General features: G+C 36.6%; 15 protein-coding genes. 10 read left to right on the forward strand and 5 right to left on the reverse strand.

Going from position 1 to position 16,398, the window contains the following annotated elements:
• Positions 1-10: 10 nt before the first annotated feature.
• The 6 genes from CHI06_RS05450 (at position 11) to CHI06_RS05475 (ending at position 7,854) form a co-directional block, all read left to right on the forward strand.
• Positions 11-1,510 (forward strand): spore germination protein, encoded by a 1,500-nt coding sequence (locus CHI06_RS05450; RefSeq protein WP_095247412.1) that lies wholly within the window; start codon positions 11-13, stop codon positions 1,508-1,510.
• Complete coding sequence (locus CHI06_RS05455) at positions 1,495-2,601, forward strand: GerAB/ArcD/ProY family transporter (protein WP_095247413.1); 1,107 nt, start codon at positions 1,495-1,497, stop codon at positions 2,599-2,601. The genes CHI06_RS05450 and CHI06_RS05455 overlap by 16 nt, the downstream gene beginning before the upstream one ends.
• Positions 2,598-3,698: a Ger(x)C family spore germination protein gene (locus tag CHI06_RS05460; RefSeq protein WP_095247414.1), complete on the forward strand. Its 1,101-nt coding sequence runs from the start codon at positions 2,598-2,600 to the stop codon at positions 3,696-3,698. The genes CHI06_RS05455 and CHI06_RS05460 overlap by 4 nt, the downstream gene beginning before the upstream one ends.
• Before the next feature lie 129 nt (positions 3,699-3,827).
• On the forward strand, positions 3,828-4,286 hold the full coding sequence (locus tag CHI06_RS05465) for a PadR family transcriptional regulator (RefSeq protein ID WP_095247415.1): 459 nt from the start codon (positions 3,828-3,830) through the stop codon (positions 4,284-4,286).
• 11 nt (positions 4,287-4,297) lie between these two features.
• Positions 4,298-6,037 (forward strand): ABC transporter ATP-binding protein, encoded by a 1,740-nt coding sequence (locus CHI06_RS05470; protein WP_095247416.1) that lies wholly within the window; start codon positions 4,298-4,300, stop codon positions 6,035-6,037.
• Complete coding sequence (locus CHI06_RS05475) at positions 6,034-7,854, forward strand: ABC transporter ATP-binding protein (protein WP_373558135.1); 1,821 nt, start codon at positions 6,034-6,036, stop codon at positions 7,852-7,854. Before CHI06_RS05470 ends, CHI06_RS05475 begins: the two co-directional genes overlap by 4 nt.
• Before the next feature lie 50 nt (positions 7,855-7,904).
• Here CHI06_RS05475 and CHI06_RS05480 read toward each other — a convergent pair whose 3' ends face one another.
• The 3 genes from CHI06_RS05480 to CHI06_RS05490 all read right to left on the reverse strand — a co-directional run bounded on the left by CHI06_RS05480 (position 7,905) and on the right by CHI06_RS05490 (position 11,002).
• Positions 7,905-9,569: a peptide ABC transporter substrate-binding protein gene (locus CHI06_RS05480; RefSeq protein WP_095247417.1), complete on the reverse strand. Its 1,665-nt coding sequence runs from the start codon at positions 9,567-9,569 to the stop codon at positions 7,905-7,907.
• Between the two features lie 187 nt (positions 9,570-9,756).
• Positions 9,757-10,164 (reverse strand): cupredoxin domain-containing protein, encoded by a 408-nt coding sequence (locus CHI06_RS05485; RefSeq protein ID WP_095247418.1) that lies wholly within the window; start codon positions 10,162-10,164, stop codon positions 9,757-9,759.
• A 139-nt stretch (positions 10,165-10,303) separates the two neighbouring features.
• Positions 10,304-11,002 carry a peptidoglycan recognition protein family protein gene (locus CHI06_RS05490; protein WP_095247419.1) on the reverse strand — a complete coding sequence of 233 codons (699 nt, stop codon included), beginning with the start codon at positions 11,000-11,002 and terminating at the stop codon, positions 10,304-10,306.
• A gap of 169 nt (positions 11,003-11,171) precedes the next feature.
• Between CHI06_RS05490 and CHI06_RS05495 the strand changes: the two genes are divergently transcribed.
• Positions 11,172-11,309 carry a YrzI family small protein gene (locus tag CHI06_RS05495; protein ID WP_095247420.1) on the forward strand — a complete coding sequence of 46 codons (138 nt, stop codon included), beginning with the start codon at positions 11,172-11,174 and terminating at the stop codon, positions 11,307-11,309.
• Between the two features lie 52 nt (positions 11,310-11,361).
• On the opposite strand, the gene CHI06_RS05500 is transcribed toward CHI06_RS05495, so the two are convergent.
• Complete coding sequence (locus CHI06_RS05500; RefSeq protein WP_095247421.1) at positions 11,362-11,730, reverse strand: VOC family protein; 369 nt, start codon at positions 11,728-11,730, stop codon at positions 11,362-11,364.
• Between the two features lie 26 nt (positions 11,731-11,756).
• On the reverse strand, positions 11,757-12,122 hold the full coding sequence (locus CHI06_RS05505; RefSeq protein ID WP_095247422.1) for a DUF3899 domain-containing protein: 366 nt from the start codon (positions 12,120-12,122) through the stop codon (positions 11,757-11,759).
• A gap of 337 nt (positions 12,123-12,459) precedes the next feature.
• On the opposite strand from CHI06_RS05505, the gene CHI06_RS05510 reads away from it, so the two are divergent.
• The 3 genes from CHI06_RS05510 to opp3C all read left to right on the forward strand — a co-directional run bounded on the left by CHI06_RS05510 (position 12,460) and on the right by opp3C (position 16,387).
• The gene (locus CHI06_RS05510; RefSeq protein WP_095247423.1) at positions 12,460-14,127 is read left to right on the forward strand and encodes a peptide ABC transporter substrate-binding protein; all 1,668 of its coding nucleotides are present in this window, start codon (positions 12,460-12,462) and stop codon (positions 14,125-14,127) included.
• 173 nt (positions 14,128-14,300) lie between these two features.
• On the forward strand, positions 14,301-15,227 hold the full coding sequence (gene opp3b / locus CHI06_RS05515; RefSeq protein ID WP_095247424.1) for an oligopeptide ABC transporter permease: 927 nt from the start codon (positions 14,301-14,303) through the stop codon (positions 15,225-15,227).
• A gap of 5 nt (positions 15,228-15,232) precedes the next feature.
• Complete coding sequence (gene opp3C / locus CHI06_RS05520) at positions 15,233-16,387, forward strand: oligopeptide ABC transporter permease (RefSeq protein WP_095247425.1); 1,155 nt, start codon at positions 15,233-15,235, stop codon at positions 16,385-16,387.
• Positions 16,388-16,398: the final 11 nt, after the last annotated feature.

A 16,398-nucleotide genomic window follows, 5' to 3' on the forward strand; every position in this document is an offset into this window, starting at 1 on the left:
GTTTTCGCAAATGAGTTTCTTTAAAGGGAAATCATCTTTATCTAGCTCGTCAAATGGTGACGGGCAGCTTTGTGATGATATTGAGAAAAATATAAAAATGTTAGAAGAACATTTTTGCCATACAGAAGATTTAATGAAAAAGGAACTACGATTTCATAACCAGAAGTGTGTCATTCTTTATCTTGATTCGTTGGTGAAGAAGGAGCTTCTCCAAGCTTCTATTATTGAGCCTATTTTAGAAATGAAATCGGGTGAAATGGAGAAAACCGTCCATGCGGCAGAAATCAAAAGGACTTCCACTATTTCAGAAGCAGGGAAACAGTTATTAGATGGATTCTGTATGATTTTGATAGAAAACAATCCCCAAGCCTATATGGCTTCTGTTGGAGGGATAGAAGGCAGGGCTATTCAAGAACCGAATAGCGAGCGGAGCATTAAAAGTACTCATGATGGCTTTGTTGAAGATTTTAGCTCAAATCTACACCTTTTAAGAAAGAGAATTAAAAATCCACAGTTAAAAGTGAGATATTTTACTCTCGGAAATCTTTCGAATACGAAAGTTGGCATGGTTTTTATTGAAAATCTTGCAAATAAAGAGCTTATTAACGAAGTAGAGCGCAGAATAACTTCAATCGAAATTGATCAACTCTATTCAACTGGTGAATTAGAGGATCTTATTGAAGATAATCCTTTTTCACCTTTTCCACATATTTTAGCTACAGAAAGACCTGACAGAGCGGTGTCCTATCTAACTGAAGGGAAAATCACCATTATTTTGGATGGAAATCCACGTGTGTTAGTCGTTCCGATCACGTTTTTTGCGTTTTATCAAACACCTGATGACTATAATAGCCGATGGTTAGTTGGATCTTTCTTTCGAATAATTCGCGTCTTTAGTTTTATCATCGCGATTAGCTTGCCTGCCATCTACATAGCCATCGTTTCGTTTCATTCAGAGGTCCTTCCGATCGGAATTCTATACTCCATCAGGGTTTCATTAGAATATGTTCCTTTTCCTCCCTTGGCGGAAGCGATAGCTATGCAAATCATTTTGGAGCTATTAAAGGAAGCCTCGATTCGCTTGCCTTCACCTATAGCCCAAACAATCGGCATTGTAGGGGGATTAGTCATTGGGACAGCGGTGGTAGATGCGCATATTGTATCGAATATGATGATCGTTGTGATTGGATTTACGGCCATTGCCTCATTTGTGGCACCTATAAATGAAATGGGAACAAGTGCAAGATTATTAGGTTTTCCAACGATGATCGCTGCCTCCTTGTTTGGATTTTTTGGGATTGTATTCGTGTTAATGTTGATATTTATGCATTTAAGTAAACTAGATTCTTTTGGAACGCCTTATTTTTCACCTATAGCCCCATTTAAGAAAGAAGATTTAAAGGATTCGTTGATAAGGCTTCCATTATGGAAATTAAATACTCGACCAACTGACGCAAAGCCAGCTTACGCAAAACAACAGGGGCAAACAAGGGCGTGGAAGAAGAAATGACAGATAAAAATCTTTCGATTACAAAATTTCAGCTGTTTTTTATCATGCTTCAAAGTCAAATTGGCGTAGGACTTTTATCATTGCCGAATGTCGTGCAGAAGACGGCTAAAGGAGATGGTTGGATTTCTCCCCTCTTTGCAGGGGTAGCTGTTCAAGTTATGCTCGTCATCTACTGGCAGTTACTAAAACGATTTCCCAATCTTATTTATACCGAAATCACTCAAAAGATACTTGGTCGTTTTCTAGGGAAATTGATTAATCTTGTTATCTATATGAATTTCATCCTTGTCGGAGGCTTAGTCACTATTTTATTTATTAAAATCATTAATTTATGGTTATTGCCTTTAACACCTAATTGGATCATATCCATACTCATCCTTACCGCTTGTATTTATTTAGCGGTTAGTGATTTAAGAATCATTGCAAGATTCTTTGTCTTAGCAACTTCCTTAATCCTATTATTATTGTTTACTTCTTTATTAAGTTGGTTTACTCCTAAAGAGATTCAATACATTCTTCCAATTGGAAGTTCTGGAATTAAAAATATTTTATTGGGTACTAACAATTCTCTTCTTGCGATGTTGGGATTTGAAGGGTTCCTGTTTATGTTCCCCTTCATTATTGATAATAAAAAAGGAGTATTCAAGACGATATCAATGGCCAACATTTTTATCGCCATTTTTTACACCTACTTTATCTTCCTGTCTCTTATCAGTTTTAGTACAGATCAATTAGCACAAATGAGAGAACCGATTTTAAATTTGCTTAGAGGAATAACTTATAAAATGGTCGATCGAGTGGATCTCATTTTTCTATCGATATGGATTGTCCCAATGGCCACTTCCATTATTGCCTATTTATTTCTTGCTAGTAAGAGTATGAATGTAAAGAAGAAGAATTACCCAAGGGTAGTCTTACTGAATGGATTCATTATTTTTTTGATTACATTGATTCCACATAATGACGCAACCACTACTCTATTTAACAAATATGTTACGTATTTAAGCTATGGTGTTGTTTTTATCATCCCAAGTTTACTTTTAATCCTTTCGTTCCTATTTAAAAAGCATGAAAGTAGTGAATCCGCTTGAGAAAAATACTCCTTATTATCACATGCATTATCCCTATCATGTTGACTGGCTGTTGGGACCAGCATTATTTAGTGAATCGAACGCTGGTGAACGGAATCAGTTTTGATATTACTGAAGAGGGAAAAATTGAATCATCAGTTAGAGCATTAAACATGCAAAGTAAAGGAGGAGGGCAATTTGATATATACGATGAACTAGTAACTGCTGTAAGACCAACAACTTCTGGTTTAGCATTGGATGCAGACAGTAAAATTGTGGGTGAAATAGATGCTAGTAAAGCGTTCGTGGTAATAATAGGTGAAGAACTAGCGAAAAAAGGAATTCACCCTTTCATAGAGCTCTTTTATCGAAATATGAATTCATATATGTCCTCCAAAATTATCATAAGTAAAGGGAAAGCGAAAGATATTCTTTCTATGGAAAAAGAAAAAAGCCCCATTGCATTTGCAATCTTGCAATTACTAAATGGAGCAGAAGCGGATACGATGATACCGAAAGAAACAATATTTACAATTTGGAAAAAAATGTTAGATCATGGTGAAGATATAATTATACCTTATGTGGAAAGAGTAGAGTCTAATAAAGTTGCAGTAGCGGGAGTGGCCCTAGTAGACGATGATAAATATACAGGTACAACATTATCAAAAGAAAAAAGCAGTATACTATTGTCATTAATGGATCAATTAAGCAAGACGAACAGAATGGCTTTATTATTGGGCCCCGAAAAAAATGGCATTTCTTTTACAACTAAAGATTTGAGTCGAAATTTAGAGGTCCTTGTGAATCAGGATAATAAAATAACATGCAAAATTAATGTCAAAATGAATATTGACGTAGTAAGCTATCCTCAAGATTTTAGAAAAGGACTAGATATCAAAAAATTAAATAAAGAAATTTCTGATGAATTAACGAAACAAGCAAAGGAAGTAACTAACACTTTATTAAAAGCCAATTGTGATGCGTTGGGGGTTGGAAGACGAATTTCAAGTTTTCACCCTGAATTATGGAAGAAAATCAATTGGGGAGAGGAATATAAAAACGTTCAATTTGAACCGAATGTAAAGGTAAACATCATAAGAACAGGGAATGTCTTTTAGAATTTAATTGAAATTTTGGGATTTGCTCAAACAGGGCAAATCCTTTTTTGTATATTTTTATTGTTTTATTACGATTGATTTTAAACGATATATCGATTAATATTATCGATATAATTAAGGAGGAATAAAATGAGAAGACGGAGAGGATTTGTTCAAGTAGCTATTCTGCATTTGTTAAATGAAGAATCCATGCATGGGTATCAAATCATGAAGGAGCTGGAAGAACGGTCAAATGGTGCTTATTCAGCCAGTGCTGGAACGGTATATCCTGCACTTCAAGAATTATTAGATCAAAATTTAATTGAACTAGATACTGAATCGGATAAAAAGACCTATTCGATCAATGAGAATGGCAAAAAACGATTAGAGGAAAAACGTGCGGAAGGCGATTTTTGGATTGAGTGGAAAGAGAGAATGATGTGGAAGAAATCAGAGGAGTCTGTTCAATTAAGGGCGGCAATGGATCGGTGGGAAACAGAATTTAGAAAAGCGATGAAACAAGCACGAGGGAATCCAGAAAGTGTATTTGAATTAATCGCCTTTATCGATGAAATGACCGATCGTTTGAAAAAGAAAAGCACGAAGTAAGGGGAAATTTCATGAAAGCCATGAAAAAATTACTACACTATATTGGACCATACATGTTTTTTGCCATTTTAGGACCACTTCTAATGTGTATAGAAGTGCTGATGGATCTGCTGCAGCCAACGATTATGCAGAAGATGATTGATACGGGCATTGCCAATCAAGATAATGCTTATGTTATAAAACTTGGTCTTCTAATGCTGCTTAGTGCGTTTATCGGGCTAATTGGCGGGGTCGGGAGTTCTATTTATGCTGCAAAATCCGCTGTTCATTTTGCTACTGATATTCGCCGTGATGTATTTAAAAAAATGGGGAAATTTTCAAATCAAAATACAGATTCATTCGGTACTGGCAAACTAATTACCATAGCGACAAGTGATGTGGAGACACTAAAACAGGCAGTTATTATGACATTACGTATGTTTATACGAGGGCCTTTGTTGTTTATCGGATCGGTTGTCATCGTTTGGATTACTGCCCGAGAATTATTTCCAGTGCTGCTTGTATCCATACCTATTCTGATGGCTTGTATCTATTTCTTTTCAGTAAAGTCAGGGAAGCTTTTCTTGAACGTACAAAAAGCCATGGATCAGGTGAATACGAAGCTTCAAGAAATGTTAGCGGGTATTCGAGTAATCAAGGCATTTGACCGCCAAGATTATGAAAAGTACCATTTTAAAAGTGTCAATGATTTATTAATGAAACGAAATATAACCGCTGAACAGCTCATTTTAACCCTGATGCCGATTATGATGTTCATTGTTAATCTAGGAATCATTGCTGGTCTCTGGATGGGGGTAATAAAGGTACATGAAGGTACCCTCCAGGTTGGGGTTATTTTAGCGTTTATTAACTACTTAAACATTATGATGAATGGATTAATGAGCAGCAGTCATGTGTTAATGCAGATTGCTCGTTCTTTTTCCTCCGCCGAGCGAATTAATCAGGTTCTTGAAACAGAAATTGATATCAAGGAACCTGATCAACCGATTTCGGTCTCTAAACTAAGTGGAGAAGTTGAATTTAGGAATGTGAACTTCAGCTATAGTAAAAATGGGAACTATGTCCTTCAAAACATTTCATTTAAAGCAAGTGCTGGTCAAACCATTGGGATTATTGGTTCAACGGGGAGCGGGAAATCAACCCTAGTTAAACTGATTCCTCGTCTTTATGATCCTGATTCCGGCGCCATTCTTATTGATGGGGCTAATGTAAAGGATTTGCCTCTAGAGAAACTCCGTACAGCAATCGGGTTTGTTCCACAAAAGCCGACTTTATTTTCAGGCACCATTGAGGACAATTTACGATTTGGAAAAGAAGAAGCAACCATTACTGACTTAAATCAAGCGGCCCAAGCAGCGGTTGCCAGTGAATTTATCGATAGGTTTGATGATAAATTTGAACATTCTCTTATGCAAGGAGCAACAAATCTGTCAGGAGGTCAAAGACAGCGGTTAGCGATGGCGCGTGCCTTTATTCGCGATGGTAGTATTCTGATTCTCGATGATTCTACTTCTGCCATTGATGCTTTGTCAGAAGCAGCGATACAACAGGTATTAAAACAAGCTCACTCCGATACAACGGTGTTTATTATTTCATCAAAAATTTCCTCCATTAGGGATGCGGACCAAATCCTTGTGATGAAGGATGGGGAAATTGAAGCCCAAGGTACACACGATGAATTACTGAAAAATAGTAAAGCTTATTGTGATATATATACTTCACAAAGTGGATTGGAGGTTGAATATAGATGAGTAAATCAGCTTCACAACACAATCCCAATTTTATGAATAAAGTCCGTGGTCCGAGAGGGTTAAGCGGACCGGTTGTAAAGGCAAAGGATTGGAAGGGAACGATAAAACGGATTTGGCTGTATATGGAGAAGCAAAAAACAGCGCTAATAGCATCAATTATATTTGTCATTGTTTCAACTTTATTGGGTCTTTTGGGGCCATATATGATTGGTGTTATTATTGATGAATATATTATTCCAAAGGATATTGCTGGAACGCTAAGGTTTTTGGTTTTCCTTACAGCAGCCTATAGCGCGACTGCATTGTTTACCTGGCTGCAATCTTTTATGATGGTTCGGGTATCGATACAAACGATACGGAATTTGCGGCAGGATTTATTTAATAAGTTTCAAACCTTATCATTACGATTTTTCGATAAACGAACACATGGAGATTTAATGAGCAGGGTAACGAATGATATAGATAGTTTGAACAGTGCCCTAAGTCAAAGTATCATACAAATCTTCTCATCGATTTTGATGCTTATAGGTGTGGCGATTGCAATGTTTTCCCTTAATTGGGTGCTGGCCATTGTGGCACTATTAGTTATTCCATTAATCATTTTTACCACTAAAAAGTTAATTACCTACAGCAGCAGTCATTTTATTAAAAGGCAGCGGGATTTGGGTGAATTAAACGGATTTATTGAAGAAACAATCTCGGGTAACGAAGTGATAACGCTATTTGGAAAAGAAGGGAAAATGAATCAGCAATTTTCAGTAGTGAATGAACGTCTGCGTCAATCCGCTATAGATGCGGATACGGTATCTGGGTATCTCGGACCTGTTAATAACTTTATAAATAATTTAGGACTTTTTTTGATTATTGCGATTGGGGCCATCATGACGGTACAGGAATTAGCTTCTGTTGGAATTATTGCTGCCTTTGTGACCTACTCTCGTCAATTCTTTAGACCGATCGCTCAGCTTTCTAATCTATTAAACATGTTCCAATCAGCGATAGCTGGTGCGGAGCGTGTATTTGAAATCATGGATGAGACGCCGGATTTAGTAGATAAGGAGAATGCAATCGTTGTAGATTCATTTAAAGGCGAGGTTGAGTTTTCTCATGTCCATTTTGGTTATGAGCAAGACGTTCCTATTTTGAAGAATATTGATTTTCGCGTCAAATCGGGTGAAAAGATTGCTCTTGTTGGTCCAACAGGATCAGGGAAGACAACGATTATTAATTTATTGATGAGGTTTTATGATGTGACCGTTGGCGTGATTAAACTGGATGGCCGGGATATTCGTGATTATCAAATAAGCGGGCTGCGGAAAAAAGTCGGAGTTGTGCTTCAAGATACATTCTTGTTTTCAGGAAGTATTATGGAAAATATTCGATATGGCCGTTTAGAGGCAACAGATGAGGAAGTCATTGCTGCAGCAAAAATGGCATCTGCACATCAATACATTAAACATTTGCCTGAAGGCTATCATACCCCTATTACGTCTGGTGGATATAATTTAAGTCAGGGGCAGCGTCAATTACTAGCTATCGCCAGGGCGATTTTAGCCGATTCAGATGTATTAATCCTTGATGAAGCGACGTCAAGTATTGATACAACAACCGAAATCGAAATTCAAAAGGGAATCAATCAGTTAACGAAAGGGCGAACCAGTTTTATCATTGCTCACCGCCTAAAAACCATCGAAAATGCTGATCGTATTTTCGTCATACATCAAGGAGAAATCATTGAGTCAGGAACACATCAAGAGCTTTTACAGAAAAAAGGATTTTACTTCAATATGTATGATAGTCAGTTCATTCATAAATAAAAAAAGGGAGAAATACCAAATTGGCATTTCTCCCTTTTACTATAAATATTTTACTCTTCGCCTACATCTGCCCATTTATATTCGTATGTTGCACCAAATGGGTTCACGAACACACCTTGAACTCTTGGAGAAATCAATTGTGCACGAGAAGCTTGGTAAACAGGAGCAATTGCCGCATCTTCAAATAGTACTTTTTCTGCCTCTAAGAAGTTCTTATAACGTGCTTCATTATCTGTAGCAAATTTTGTGGCTGTTTCAGAAACTAATCTGTCATATTCTGCGCTAGAATATCCAGTCATATTGTTTCCGCCATCCGTAACCCATAAGTTCATGAATGTAAATGGATCAAGGAAGTCAGGGCCCCATCTGGAAAGCTGCAGCTCATAATCCATAGCAGTATCTAAATCAAGACGCTGTTTTTTTGGTACTTGTTTAATGTTCACTTTTAATCCTTCAAGATTTGTTGAAAGCTGGTTTGCAACATATTCAACTAATAATTTTGTTGTCTTGTCATCATCAGCTAAGAACTCAAGCTCCACTGAATCTGTACCTAACTCTGCTAATCCTTTTGCCCAGAATTCTTTCGCTGCTTCAAGGTCATACGTAACAAGGTCGCCGCTTACCTTACGGAAATCCTCACCTGTTTCAGGCATTGGAGTAAAGTCAGTTGGAACAAGTCCATTTGCAACGATTGATCCGTTGTTTAGGATTTCGTTTACTAAGCTTTCTTTGTCAAATGCTCTGCTAAGTGCAGTACGGATATTCTTATTTGCTAAAGCATCTGATGTTGTTTGGTTAAACTTCAGGAAGTAGACAAATGTATCAGCTGAAACCAAATAATCATCATTTGTAGAATATTGGTCGACTAAATCTGATGTTAAATCCATTCGGTCAACTGTGCCCTCTTCATATAAATTTAGAGCAGTTTGTGGATCCTTTACAACTTTGTATGTCAGTTTATCCATTTTTACAGTTTTTGCATCCCAATAATCTTTATTCTTCACAAGTTCCCAAGTATCACTTGTACTAGACCAATTGGTAATAGTGTATGGTCCATTTGCTAATAAGTTTTCAGAGCTAGTTGCGAATTTATCGCCTTTTTCCTCTACAAACTTTTTGTTTAAAGGGAAGAATGTTCCAAAAGTTGTTAAAGTTTCAAAGTATGGTGTTGGGTTTTCTAATTCAACTACGAGTGTATAATCGCCATCAGCTTTAACACCTAGCTGATCAACAGCTGCTTCACCTTTGCTTACAGCAGTTGCCTTTTTGATTACGCCATTCATCATATACGGACCATATTCAGATCCAGTTGCTGGGTCAACTGCTCGCTGCCATGCATACACAAAATCATGGGCTGTTACGGGATCGCCATTTGACCATTTTGCATCCTCACGTAACGTAAAGGTCCAAGTCAGACCATCTTTACTAACTTCATGCTTGGTAGCAATCCCTGGAGATGGCTGTGTTTTTTCATCTAAACGGTAAAGACCTTCCAATGTTGCAGCTAAGTAGATAAAGGAAGATTCATCTGTAGCTAAAGATGGGTCCATCGAAGGAATGGCTTCTGGGTTTAAAAAGTTAAGTACTTTTTCTCCCTTTTCCTCTTCTTTAGCATCAGAACCTGCTGGTTCCTTCGATTCATTTCCGGAACATGCGGCTAGTACACTTAGCAACAATCCAAATGTTAATAGCAATAACCAATGTTTGACCTTCATTCGTTTTCCCCCTAAATTAAATTTAATTCTGAATATTATCTATCTACAGAAAATTGAGACTCTAAGAATGATTATACTCATTAACTTGTTTTCTTGTAAAGTATTGTTGAATAATTTAGGTAGTGAATTTATTAGACATAGAATAGTAGAAAAACAAAAAAAGCCCTGAAAATCAGGACTTTTTATATTAATCTATAATTTTTAGTGAAATTTTCATTCCTTCATGGTCTTCGGTAGCACCACATATAGTAGAACACATTAATTCATATTCCCCTGTTGTTTCTGTAGTAAATTCAGCAGGAGTGTCAGCTTTGAGGTCAATTCCTAAGTCTTCATTACTAATAGTATGCATTCCTTCTTCGTTTACTAAATTAATTTTAACCTTGGTTCCTTTTTTGATAGTCAATTCTTTATCTGAAGAGAAATCCCAGTTCGTTGCAGTGATTGTGAATTCTTCTACATCTCCTGCAGATGCTACCGCATCAACGGTTTCTGCCTTTTCTTTAGGAGCTGCTTCTTCATCTGCTCCTCCACAAGCCGCCAATCCAAATAGGATGGCACCCATTAATAAAAATAATAATCCGAACTTCTTCATAATATGTAGTCTCCTTTTCCTCTTTGTTTTTACTATTTTAATTTAAGGGATTATGCCATTAATTTCCTTGACCTAGGTCAAGGAAATTAATAGTTTTTGGAGGAAGGAGAGCATATTTGGATGGGACAAACTAGAATGATTATTGTCCGGATTCTAATATTTCTTCAATCTTATCTGATATAAGAGGATAAAAGTTAGTCTTAGCACTATTTGTGGAATTACCGCCAAAAAAACCGGTACCAGGACAGGATTTAACATTATAACTCGCTGTGGCATCTAAGACTCTTTCCTTCGTTTTTAGATGCCACCAATGGTGATACGTAATACTGTCAATGGAAGGGATGAGCCCAAACTTTATACAAAGCAAAGCATTAATGTAGAGAATTGTTTCTTTCTGCTCCTTCGTCATTATATCTTGCCCGATATCGAAGTTTCCCACATGCTCAATGGCAATCCCGAAAGAATTAGCCTTTGGCCCAATTGTTCCTTCGGGAATAACGTTAAGGGGTCTAGATACTGCTACTTTTCCATCTGGAAAGGTGGTGATGTTTTGAGCTATGTTACTCCAGCCCATCGTTTTTTTATGATGATTCTCCATACCCATCAACATACGAAAATGATTAGAACCATTAAAGTGCTTATAGGAAGGTAACCAGGTATGATGCTGTTGGATTAACCGTATTTCTCGGTTAACTTGTGTGTTTGACAACCAATCCTTGAATTCCTCTCTCGTCATTAGGATATGCTGTCCTTGGATTTCAGTTGCATGAACAGGAGCTATAGGCAGGAAAAGTAAACTAAAAATGATTCCAATAACAAGTACAAGACTTTTTCTCATGTTGGTATCCTTTCAAACCTTTTAGGTTTAGTTTGTAGAACACCCATAAGATTATTCTTAAAAAAAATTGGCATCATTTCCCCAACACTTCATTGCCTTTAAACGTTATCTAGGTGAGAACGATAAATAACAAACTTACCTAATTGAATTTGAGAAGGAGGAATTACCCATGGCCTTAAATATTCTCTTTTTCACCATAATCATAAAACCCCGTAAAGTCACATTAGAAGAAGCGATTCATAGAGAAATGGTTGAAAAACGTATGCAGGAGAATTTAGATCGTTATTTTCACATGATGGGCAGGTAGTACTACACACAAAAAGAGACCGAATTTTAATTTCGGTCTCTTTGGCAAATAACTATAGTTCAAATTCACTCATTAAAGCATGCGTATTATCTTCACTGTCCTTAAAAAAGGCCATCCATGTTTCTGTTTGTCCCATTTTTGCAATAAGGTGTGGTTCGTCGATAAATGTAACTTCCTTACGTAACAATTCTTCATAAGCTGCATGAATATTTTCAACTTGAAAGTAGATAATGGAACTGGAATAAGCGAATTCCTCTTTTTCAGGTACACTTAGCAAAAGACGCAAACCGTGGCAGTCGAAGAATGCTAATCCGTTTGTAGAAAATAAATGAGGAAGTCCGAGTTTTTCTTTATAAAACTGTACCGCTTGATCTAGATTCTTAACAGGTACCGCAATTTGTCCAACTTTTTGAATTTCCATAGATAGATTCTCCCTTGCAGGATATTTTAAAATGCATAGTATAAGAAAAGTAAAAGGATTAGCAGCACGAGCAACGAAATAGCTTGGAATTTAAGACTTTGATAGATAGAAGCATTAAAGTTTTCAGAAGGAAGTGGTTTATCTAGATATTCTTCGAGATAACCATTTCGCGTAAACATTATACTTTTGAATCTTCTAAACCCAAATGTAACGCCGTCAAAAAAGCCTCCTTTTGAGGTATACATAAATAAAACAATAATCAGGTAAACAAAACAAAGATAGAATAATGAATTAATAAAGTGCAGGAGATTATAGTCAGCTGAGAAAATTAGAAAGAATAAAAAGGTTAATAAAATATTAATCACTAAATACTTCCATTTATTCTTGAACATTTTCATTTCACCTTTTCATTTATAAAATTATTTTAGACATACAATAAAGACTAAAGGTATTTTAACCCAATACGCTTTGAAAGTATACTTTATCTGTTTTTTTCTATTAGAAATGAAAGCGCATTCCTATTTTAGAATAAAATTTTTCCAGTCATCCACTGGAAAAGTATTGATATATCAACTGTAATGTTAATGTAATCTATAATGATATAATAATTTTTTGACTCTTTTATATATTTAGTCTTTACAAGAGTAGTAAAAAAATAGTATGATTTCCTTAGCTTCTTTTTTAAGAGCGAATTTACAGAAAAATAAAACAATAGGAGGTCATTTTTTTATGAAGAAAAAATTTGCATGGCTTTTAGCCCTAAGCCTAGTACTTAGCATGTTTTTAGCGGCTTGCGCAGGCAACAAGGAAACAGCTGATGATGAGAAAAAGCCAGCTGAAGATGCGCCTAAGGTAGAACAAGTATTAAACTTTGTTAATGGTGACACGATTCCTTCTATGGACCCTTCAATGGTAACTGATGAATATGGAATCCAATTCGTAGGTACTATTATGGAAGGTTTATACCGACTTGATGAAAGCGGAAAGCCAGCTCCAGGTATTGCGACTAAGCACGAAGTTAGTGCAGACGGAAAAACTTGGACTTTCACTTTACGTGAAGATGCAAAATGGGCAAATGGTGATTCTTTAACTGCAAACGACTTCGTTTATGCATGGAAGCGTGCAGTAGACCCAGCTACTGGTTCTGAATACGGTCCTTACATGATGGGCGGCGTTATTAAAAACGCAAACGCTGTCAATAAAGGTGAAGTTCCTGTTGATCAATTAGGTGTTAAAGCTGATGGCGATTTCAAACTAGTTGTTGAACTTGAAAATCCAACACCATATTTTGAATCTTTAACAACTTTCCCTACTTTCTTCCCATTAAACCAAAAGTTTGTTGAGGAAAAAGGCGAATCATTTGCAACTAGCGCTGATACATTATTATCTAACGGACCATTTAAGTTCGCTTCTTGGACTAGTACTGCTAATGAGTGGGAATTAGTTAAGAACGATACTTACTGGGATACAAAAACTGTAAAATTAGAAAAAATGACTTTTGTTGTAGTAAAAGAAGCGCAAACAGCTGTTGATTTATATGAAAAAGGTGAAGTTGACCGTGCTGGTTTATCATCTGACCTAGTTGATACTTACTCAACTCATGATGATTACACAGTAGAACCTGATAACTCTGTATTCTATATTAAGATGAACCAAACTAAAAACCCAGCTCTTAAGAACGTAAACGTACGTAAAGCAATCTCTAGAGCATTTGATAAGCAAGCATTAGTGGATGAAATCTTAAACAACGGTTCTATCGTTGCTAACGGTTTAGTGCCAAAAGATTTCGTTCCAACTCCAGATGGTAAAGACTTCCGCAAAGCTAGTGGAGATCTTGTGAAATTTGACGTTAAAGAAGCACAAAAGTTCTGGGAAACAGCTAAAACTGAACTAGGAACTGATACAGTTGAAATCGAATTCCTAGGCGGCGACAACGATGTTTCTAAAATGATGAACCAATATCTTGCAAACCAATTATCAACTAACCTTCCTGGTTTAAAAATTACTTTAAAAGAAGTACCATTTGAACAACGTTTAGAATTAGATACAGCTATGGATTATGACATGCAGTTTGCTGGATGGGGACCTGACTTCCTAGATCCATATACCTTCATGAACCTTTGGTTAACTGATGGTGGAAACAACCAAATGGGCTATTCTAACCCAGAATATGATAAGTTAATCAATGAAACTGCAACAACTTTAGCTCAAGATACAGAAGCTCGTTTTGATAACTTCTTAAAAGCAGAAAAAATCCTATTTGATGATGCAGCAGTTGCTCCTGTATATCAAAGAGCTGGCGCATTGTTAGTATCTCCGAAAGTACAAGGTGTGTTTACAAACCAATTTGGAGCAACTTACGAATACAAGTGGGCTAGCGTTGGTGCTGAAGAATAATCAGCATTAAAAAAGATTATATAGTACGTTATTATTAAAAATTGAAGGGAGTGTATGCTGATAAAGCATAGACTCTCTTTTCTCCTGTTTGGACCTGAATATTCCGATTATAACAAAAATTTATAATCGACTAGATATAACATATAATAAAGAGAAATTTAGGAGGTGCAAAAATGACTCGATATTTACTTCGTCGCGTATGGTATATGCTAATAACATTATTTATTATTGCGACATTCTCGTTCTTTCTTATGAAAATCTTGCCGGGGAGCCCGTTACAGGCAGAAGATAAATTGACTGAAGAACAAAAAGAAATTATTTTAGAAAAGTATGGATTGAATGATCCAATACCTGTTCAGTATGCCAAATATCTTGGCGGACTTGTAAAAGGTGATTTGGGTGTATCCTTTAAATTTGATAATACACCGGTAACAACAATCTTGTTTGATAGAATCGGGCCATCTGCACTATTAGGTTTTCAGGCATTAGTGATAGGCTCTATCTTGGGAATATTCCTTGGATTAATGGCCTCAATCTTCCGAAATAGTCCGATTGACTTTTCATCCACAATCATTGCGGTTATCGGAACCTCGATACCTTCGTTTGTATTTGCAGGATTATTACAATATGTTTTTGCAGTAAAATTAGGCTGGTTCCCGGTTGCTCTTTGGGGCACACCTGCACATACCATTTTGCCAACGATTGCTTTGGCCATTCACCCGATGGCAACAGCTGCTCGTTTTACAAGAACAGAAATGGTAGAAGTGTTACATTCTAATTACATCATAACTGCACGTGCTAAAGGTGTTGCTGAATCTGGAATTATTTTAAAACATGGATTGCGTAATGCACTTATCCCGTTAATTACAGTATTGGGTCCAATGGCAGTTGGTTTGATGACAGGCTCAATGGTTATTGAGCAAATTTTTGCGATTCCTGGTATTGGTGAGCAATTCGTTACATCTGTAATGGTAAATGACTACCCAACCATTATGGGTACAACATTGTTATTTGCATTTGGCTTTATTGTGATTATCTTAATCATTGACCTCCTATACGGATTAATTGATCCTAGGATAAGACTAGCAGGGGGGAAATAAGTAAAATGGATAAAAATAACCTAAATAATATACCAAAAGATTTATTTGTCCCTCTTGTTCGTAAAGAGGATACGAGCGATAAGATTTCAGCTCCCAGCAGAACGTTTTTTCAGGATGCGAAAAGAACCCTTTTCAATAATAAACCTGCTGTTTTCAGCATGATTCTTATCCTGTTTATTATCATCATGAGTATTGTCGGTCCGTGGATGAACAATTATGGTTCCGATGAACAGGATTTAAACAGGGCAAAAATGCCTCCACGTGTACCGGCTTTGGAGAATGTCTCTTGGCTTGGTATGAATGGTACTTTATCTGGAACGTTCCAAGGTAAAGATGTTCAGCAGGCAACGGCCAAGGCAAATGCAAGATTTGATAATAAAGAAGAGTTTATTGATCTTGAAGTCATTAATAAAGGTGACGGCACTAGAAATTCTGCTGAAGTGAAAGCTACCTATCGTATTTATGAAGCGAAAGATATGAAAGACACCTATTTCTGGTTTGGCAGTGATGCCTTAGGACGTGACCAATGGACAAGGCTTTGGGAAGGGACAAGGGTTTCATTAATTATCGCTTTTGTTGCTGCACTTCTTGACCTTGCCATTGGAGTTTCTTATGGTGGGATTTCTGCATTTTATGGTGGCAGAGTTGATAATATCATGCAGCGAATTGCCGAGATTTTAGTTGGTATTCCTAACTTGGTCATTATCCTCTTAATGATGCTTGTTCTTAAACCAGGTATTATATCGATTGTTATTGCGTTGTCAATAACAGGCTGGATTGGTATGTCCCGGATTGTCCGTGGTGAAGTATTAAAGTTAAAAAATCAAGAGTTTGTTTTAGCTTCAAGAACGTTAGGAACATCTAATGGTACTATTATTAGAAAACACTTGGTTCCAAATATCAGTGGTATTATCATTATTAACACAATGTTTTCTGTTCCAGGCGCAATCTTTTTTGAAGCATTCTTAAGCTTTATCGGATTAGGTATTGTTCCTCCAGATGCTTCACTTGGTTCTTTAATTGACCTTGGGTTTGATAACCTCAGACTTTATCCATATATGCTCGTGTTCCCGGCAATTGTAATCTCTGTTCTTATGATTGCATTTAATATCGTTGGTGATGGTTTGAGAGATGCATTCGATCCGAAAATGCATAAATAAGAAGGTAGGTG

This window comes from Bacillus sp. 7884-1 (genome assembly GCF_002272245.1).
Lineage (GTDB): Bacteria > Bacillota > Bacilli > Bacillales > Cytobacillaceae > Neobacillus.

Bases quoted from the DNA above. Each gene is read 5' to 3' on its own strand.
- opp3b (WP_095247424.1), top strand. From the start codon at position 14,301: ATGACTCGATATTTACTTCGTCGCGTATGGTATATGCTAATAACATTA.
- CHI06_RS05465 (WP_095247415.1), top strand. From the start codon at position 3,828: ATGAGAAGACGGAGAGGATTTGTTCAAGTAGCTATTCTGCATTTGTTA.
- CHI06_RS05485 (WP_095247418.1), bottom strand. From the start codon at position 10,164: ATGAAGAAGTTCGGATTATTATTTTTATTAATGGGTGCCATCCTATTT.
- CHI06_RS05475 (WP_373558135.1), top strand. From the start codon at position 6,034: ATGAGTAAATCAGCTTCACAACACAATCCCAATTTTATGAATAAAGTC.
- opp3C (WP_095247425.1), top strand. From the start codon at position 15,233: ATGGATAAAAATAACCTAAATAATATACCAAAAGATTTATTTGTCCCT.
- CHI06_RS05505 (WP_095247422.1), bottom strand. From the start codon at position 12,122: ATGTTCAAGAATAAATGGAAGTATTTAGTGATTAATATTTTATTAACC.
- CHI06_RS05500 (WP_095247421.1), bottom strand. From the start codon at position 11,730: ATGGAAATTCAAAAAGTTGGACAAATTGCGGTACCTGTTAAGAATCTA.
- CHI06_RS05480 (WP_095247417.1), bottom strand. From the start codon at position 9,569: ATGAAGGTCAAACATTGGTTATTGCTATTAACATTTGGATTGTTGCTA.
- CHI06_RS05510 (WP_095247423.1), top strand. From the start codon at position 12,460: ATGAAGAAAAAATTTGCATGGCTTTTAGCCCTAAGCCTAGTACTTAGC.
- CHI06_RS05450 (WP_095247412.1), top strand. From the start codon at position 11: ATGAGTTTCTTTAAAGGGAAATCATCTTTATCTAGCTCGTCAAATGGT.
- CHI06_RS05495 (WP_095247420.1), top strand. From the start codon at position 11,172: ATGGCCTTAAATATTCTCTTTTTCACCATAATCATAAAACCCCGTAAA.
- CHI06_RS05490 (WP_095247419.1), bottom strand. From the start codon at position 11,002: ATGAGAAAAAGTCTTGTACTTGTTATTGGAATCATTTTTAGTTTACTT.
- CHI06_RS05470 (WP_095247416.1), top strand. From the start codon at position 4,298: ATGAAAGCCATGAAAAAATTACTACACTATATTGGACCATACATGTTT.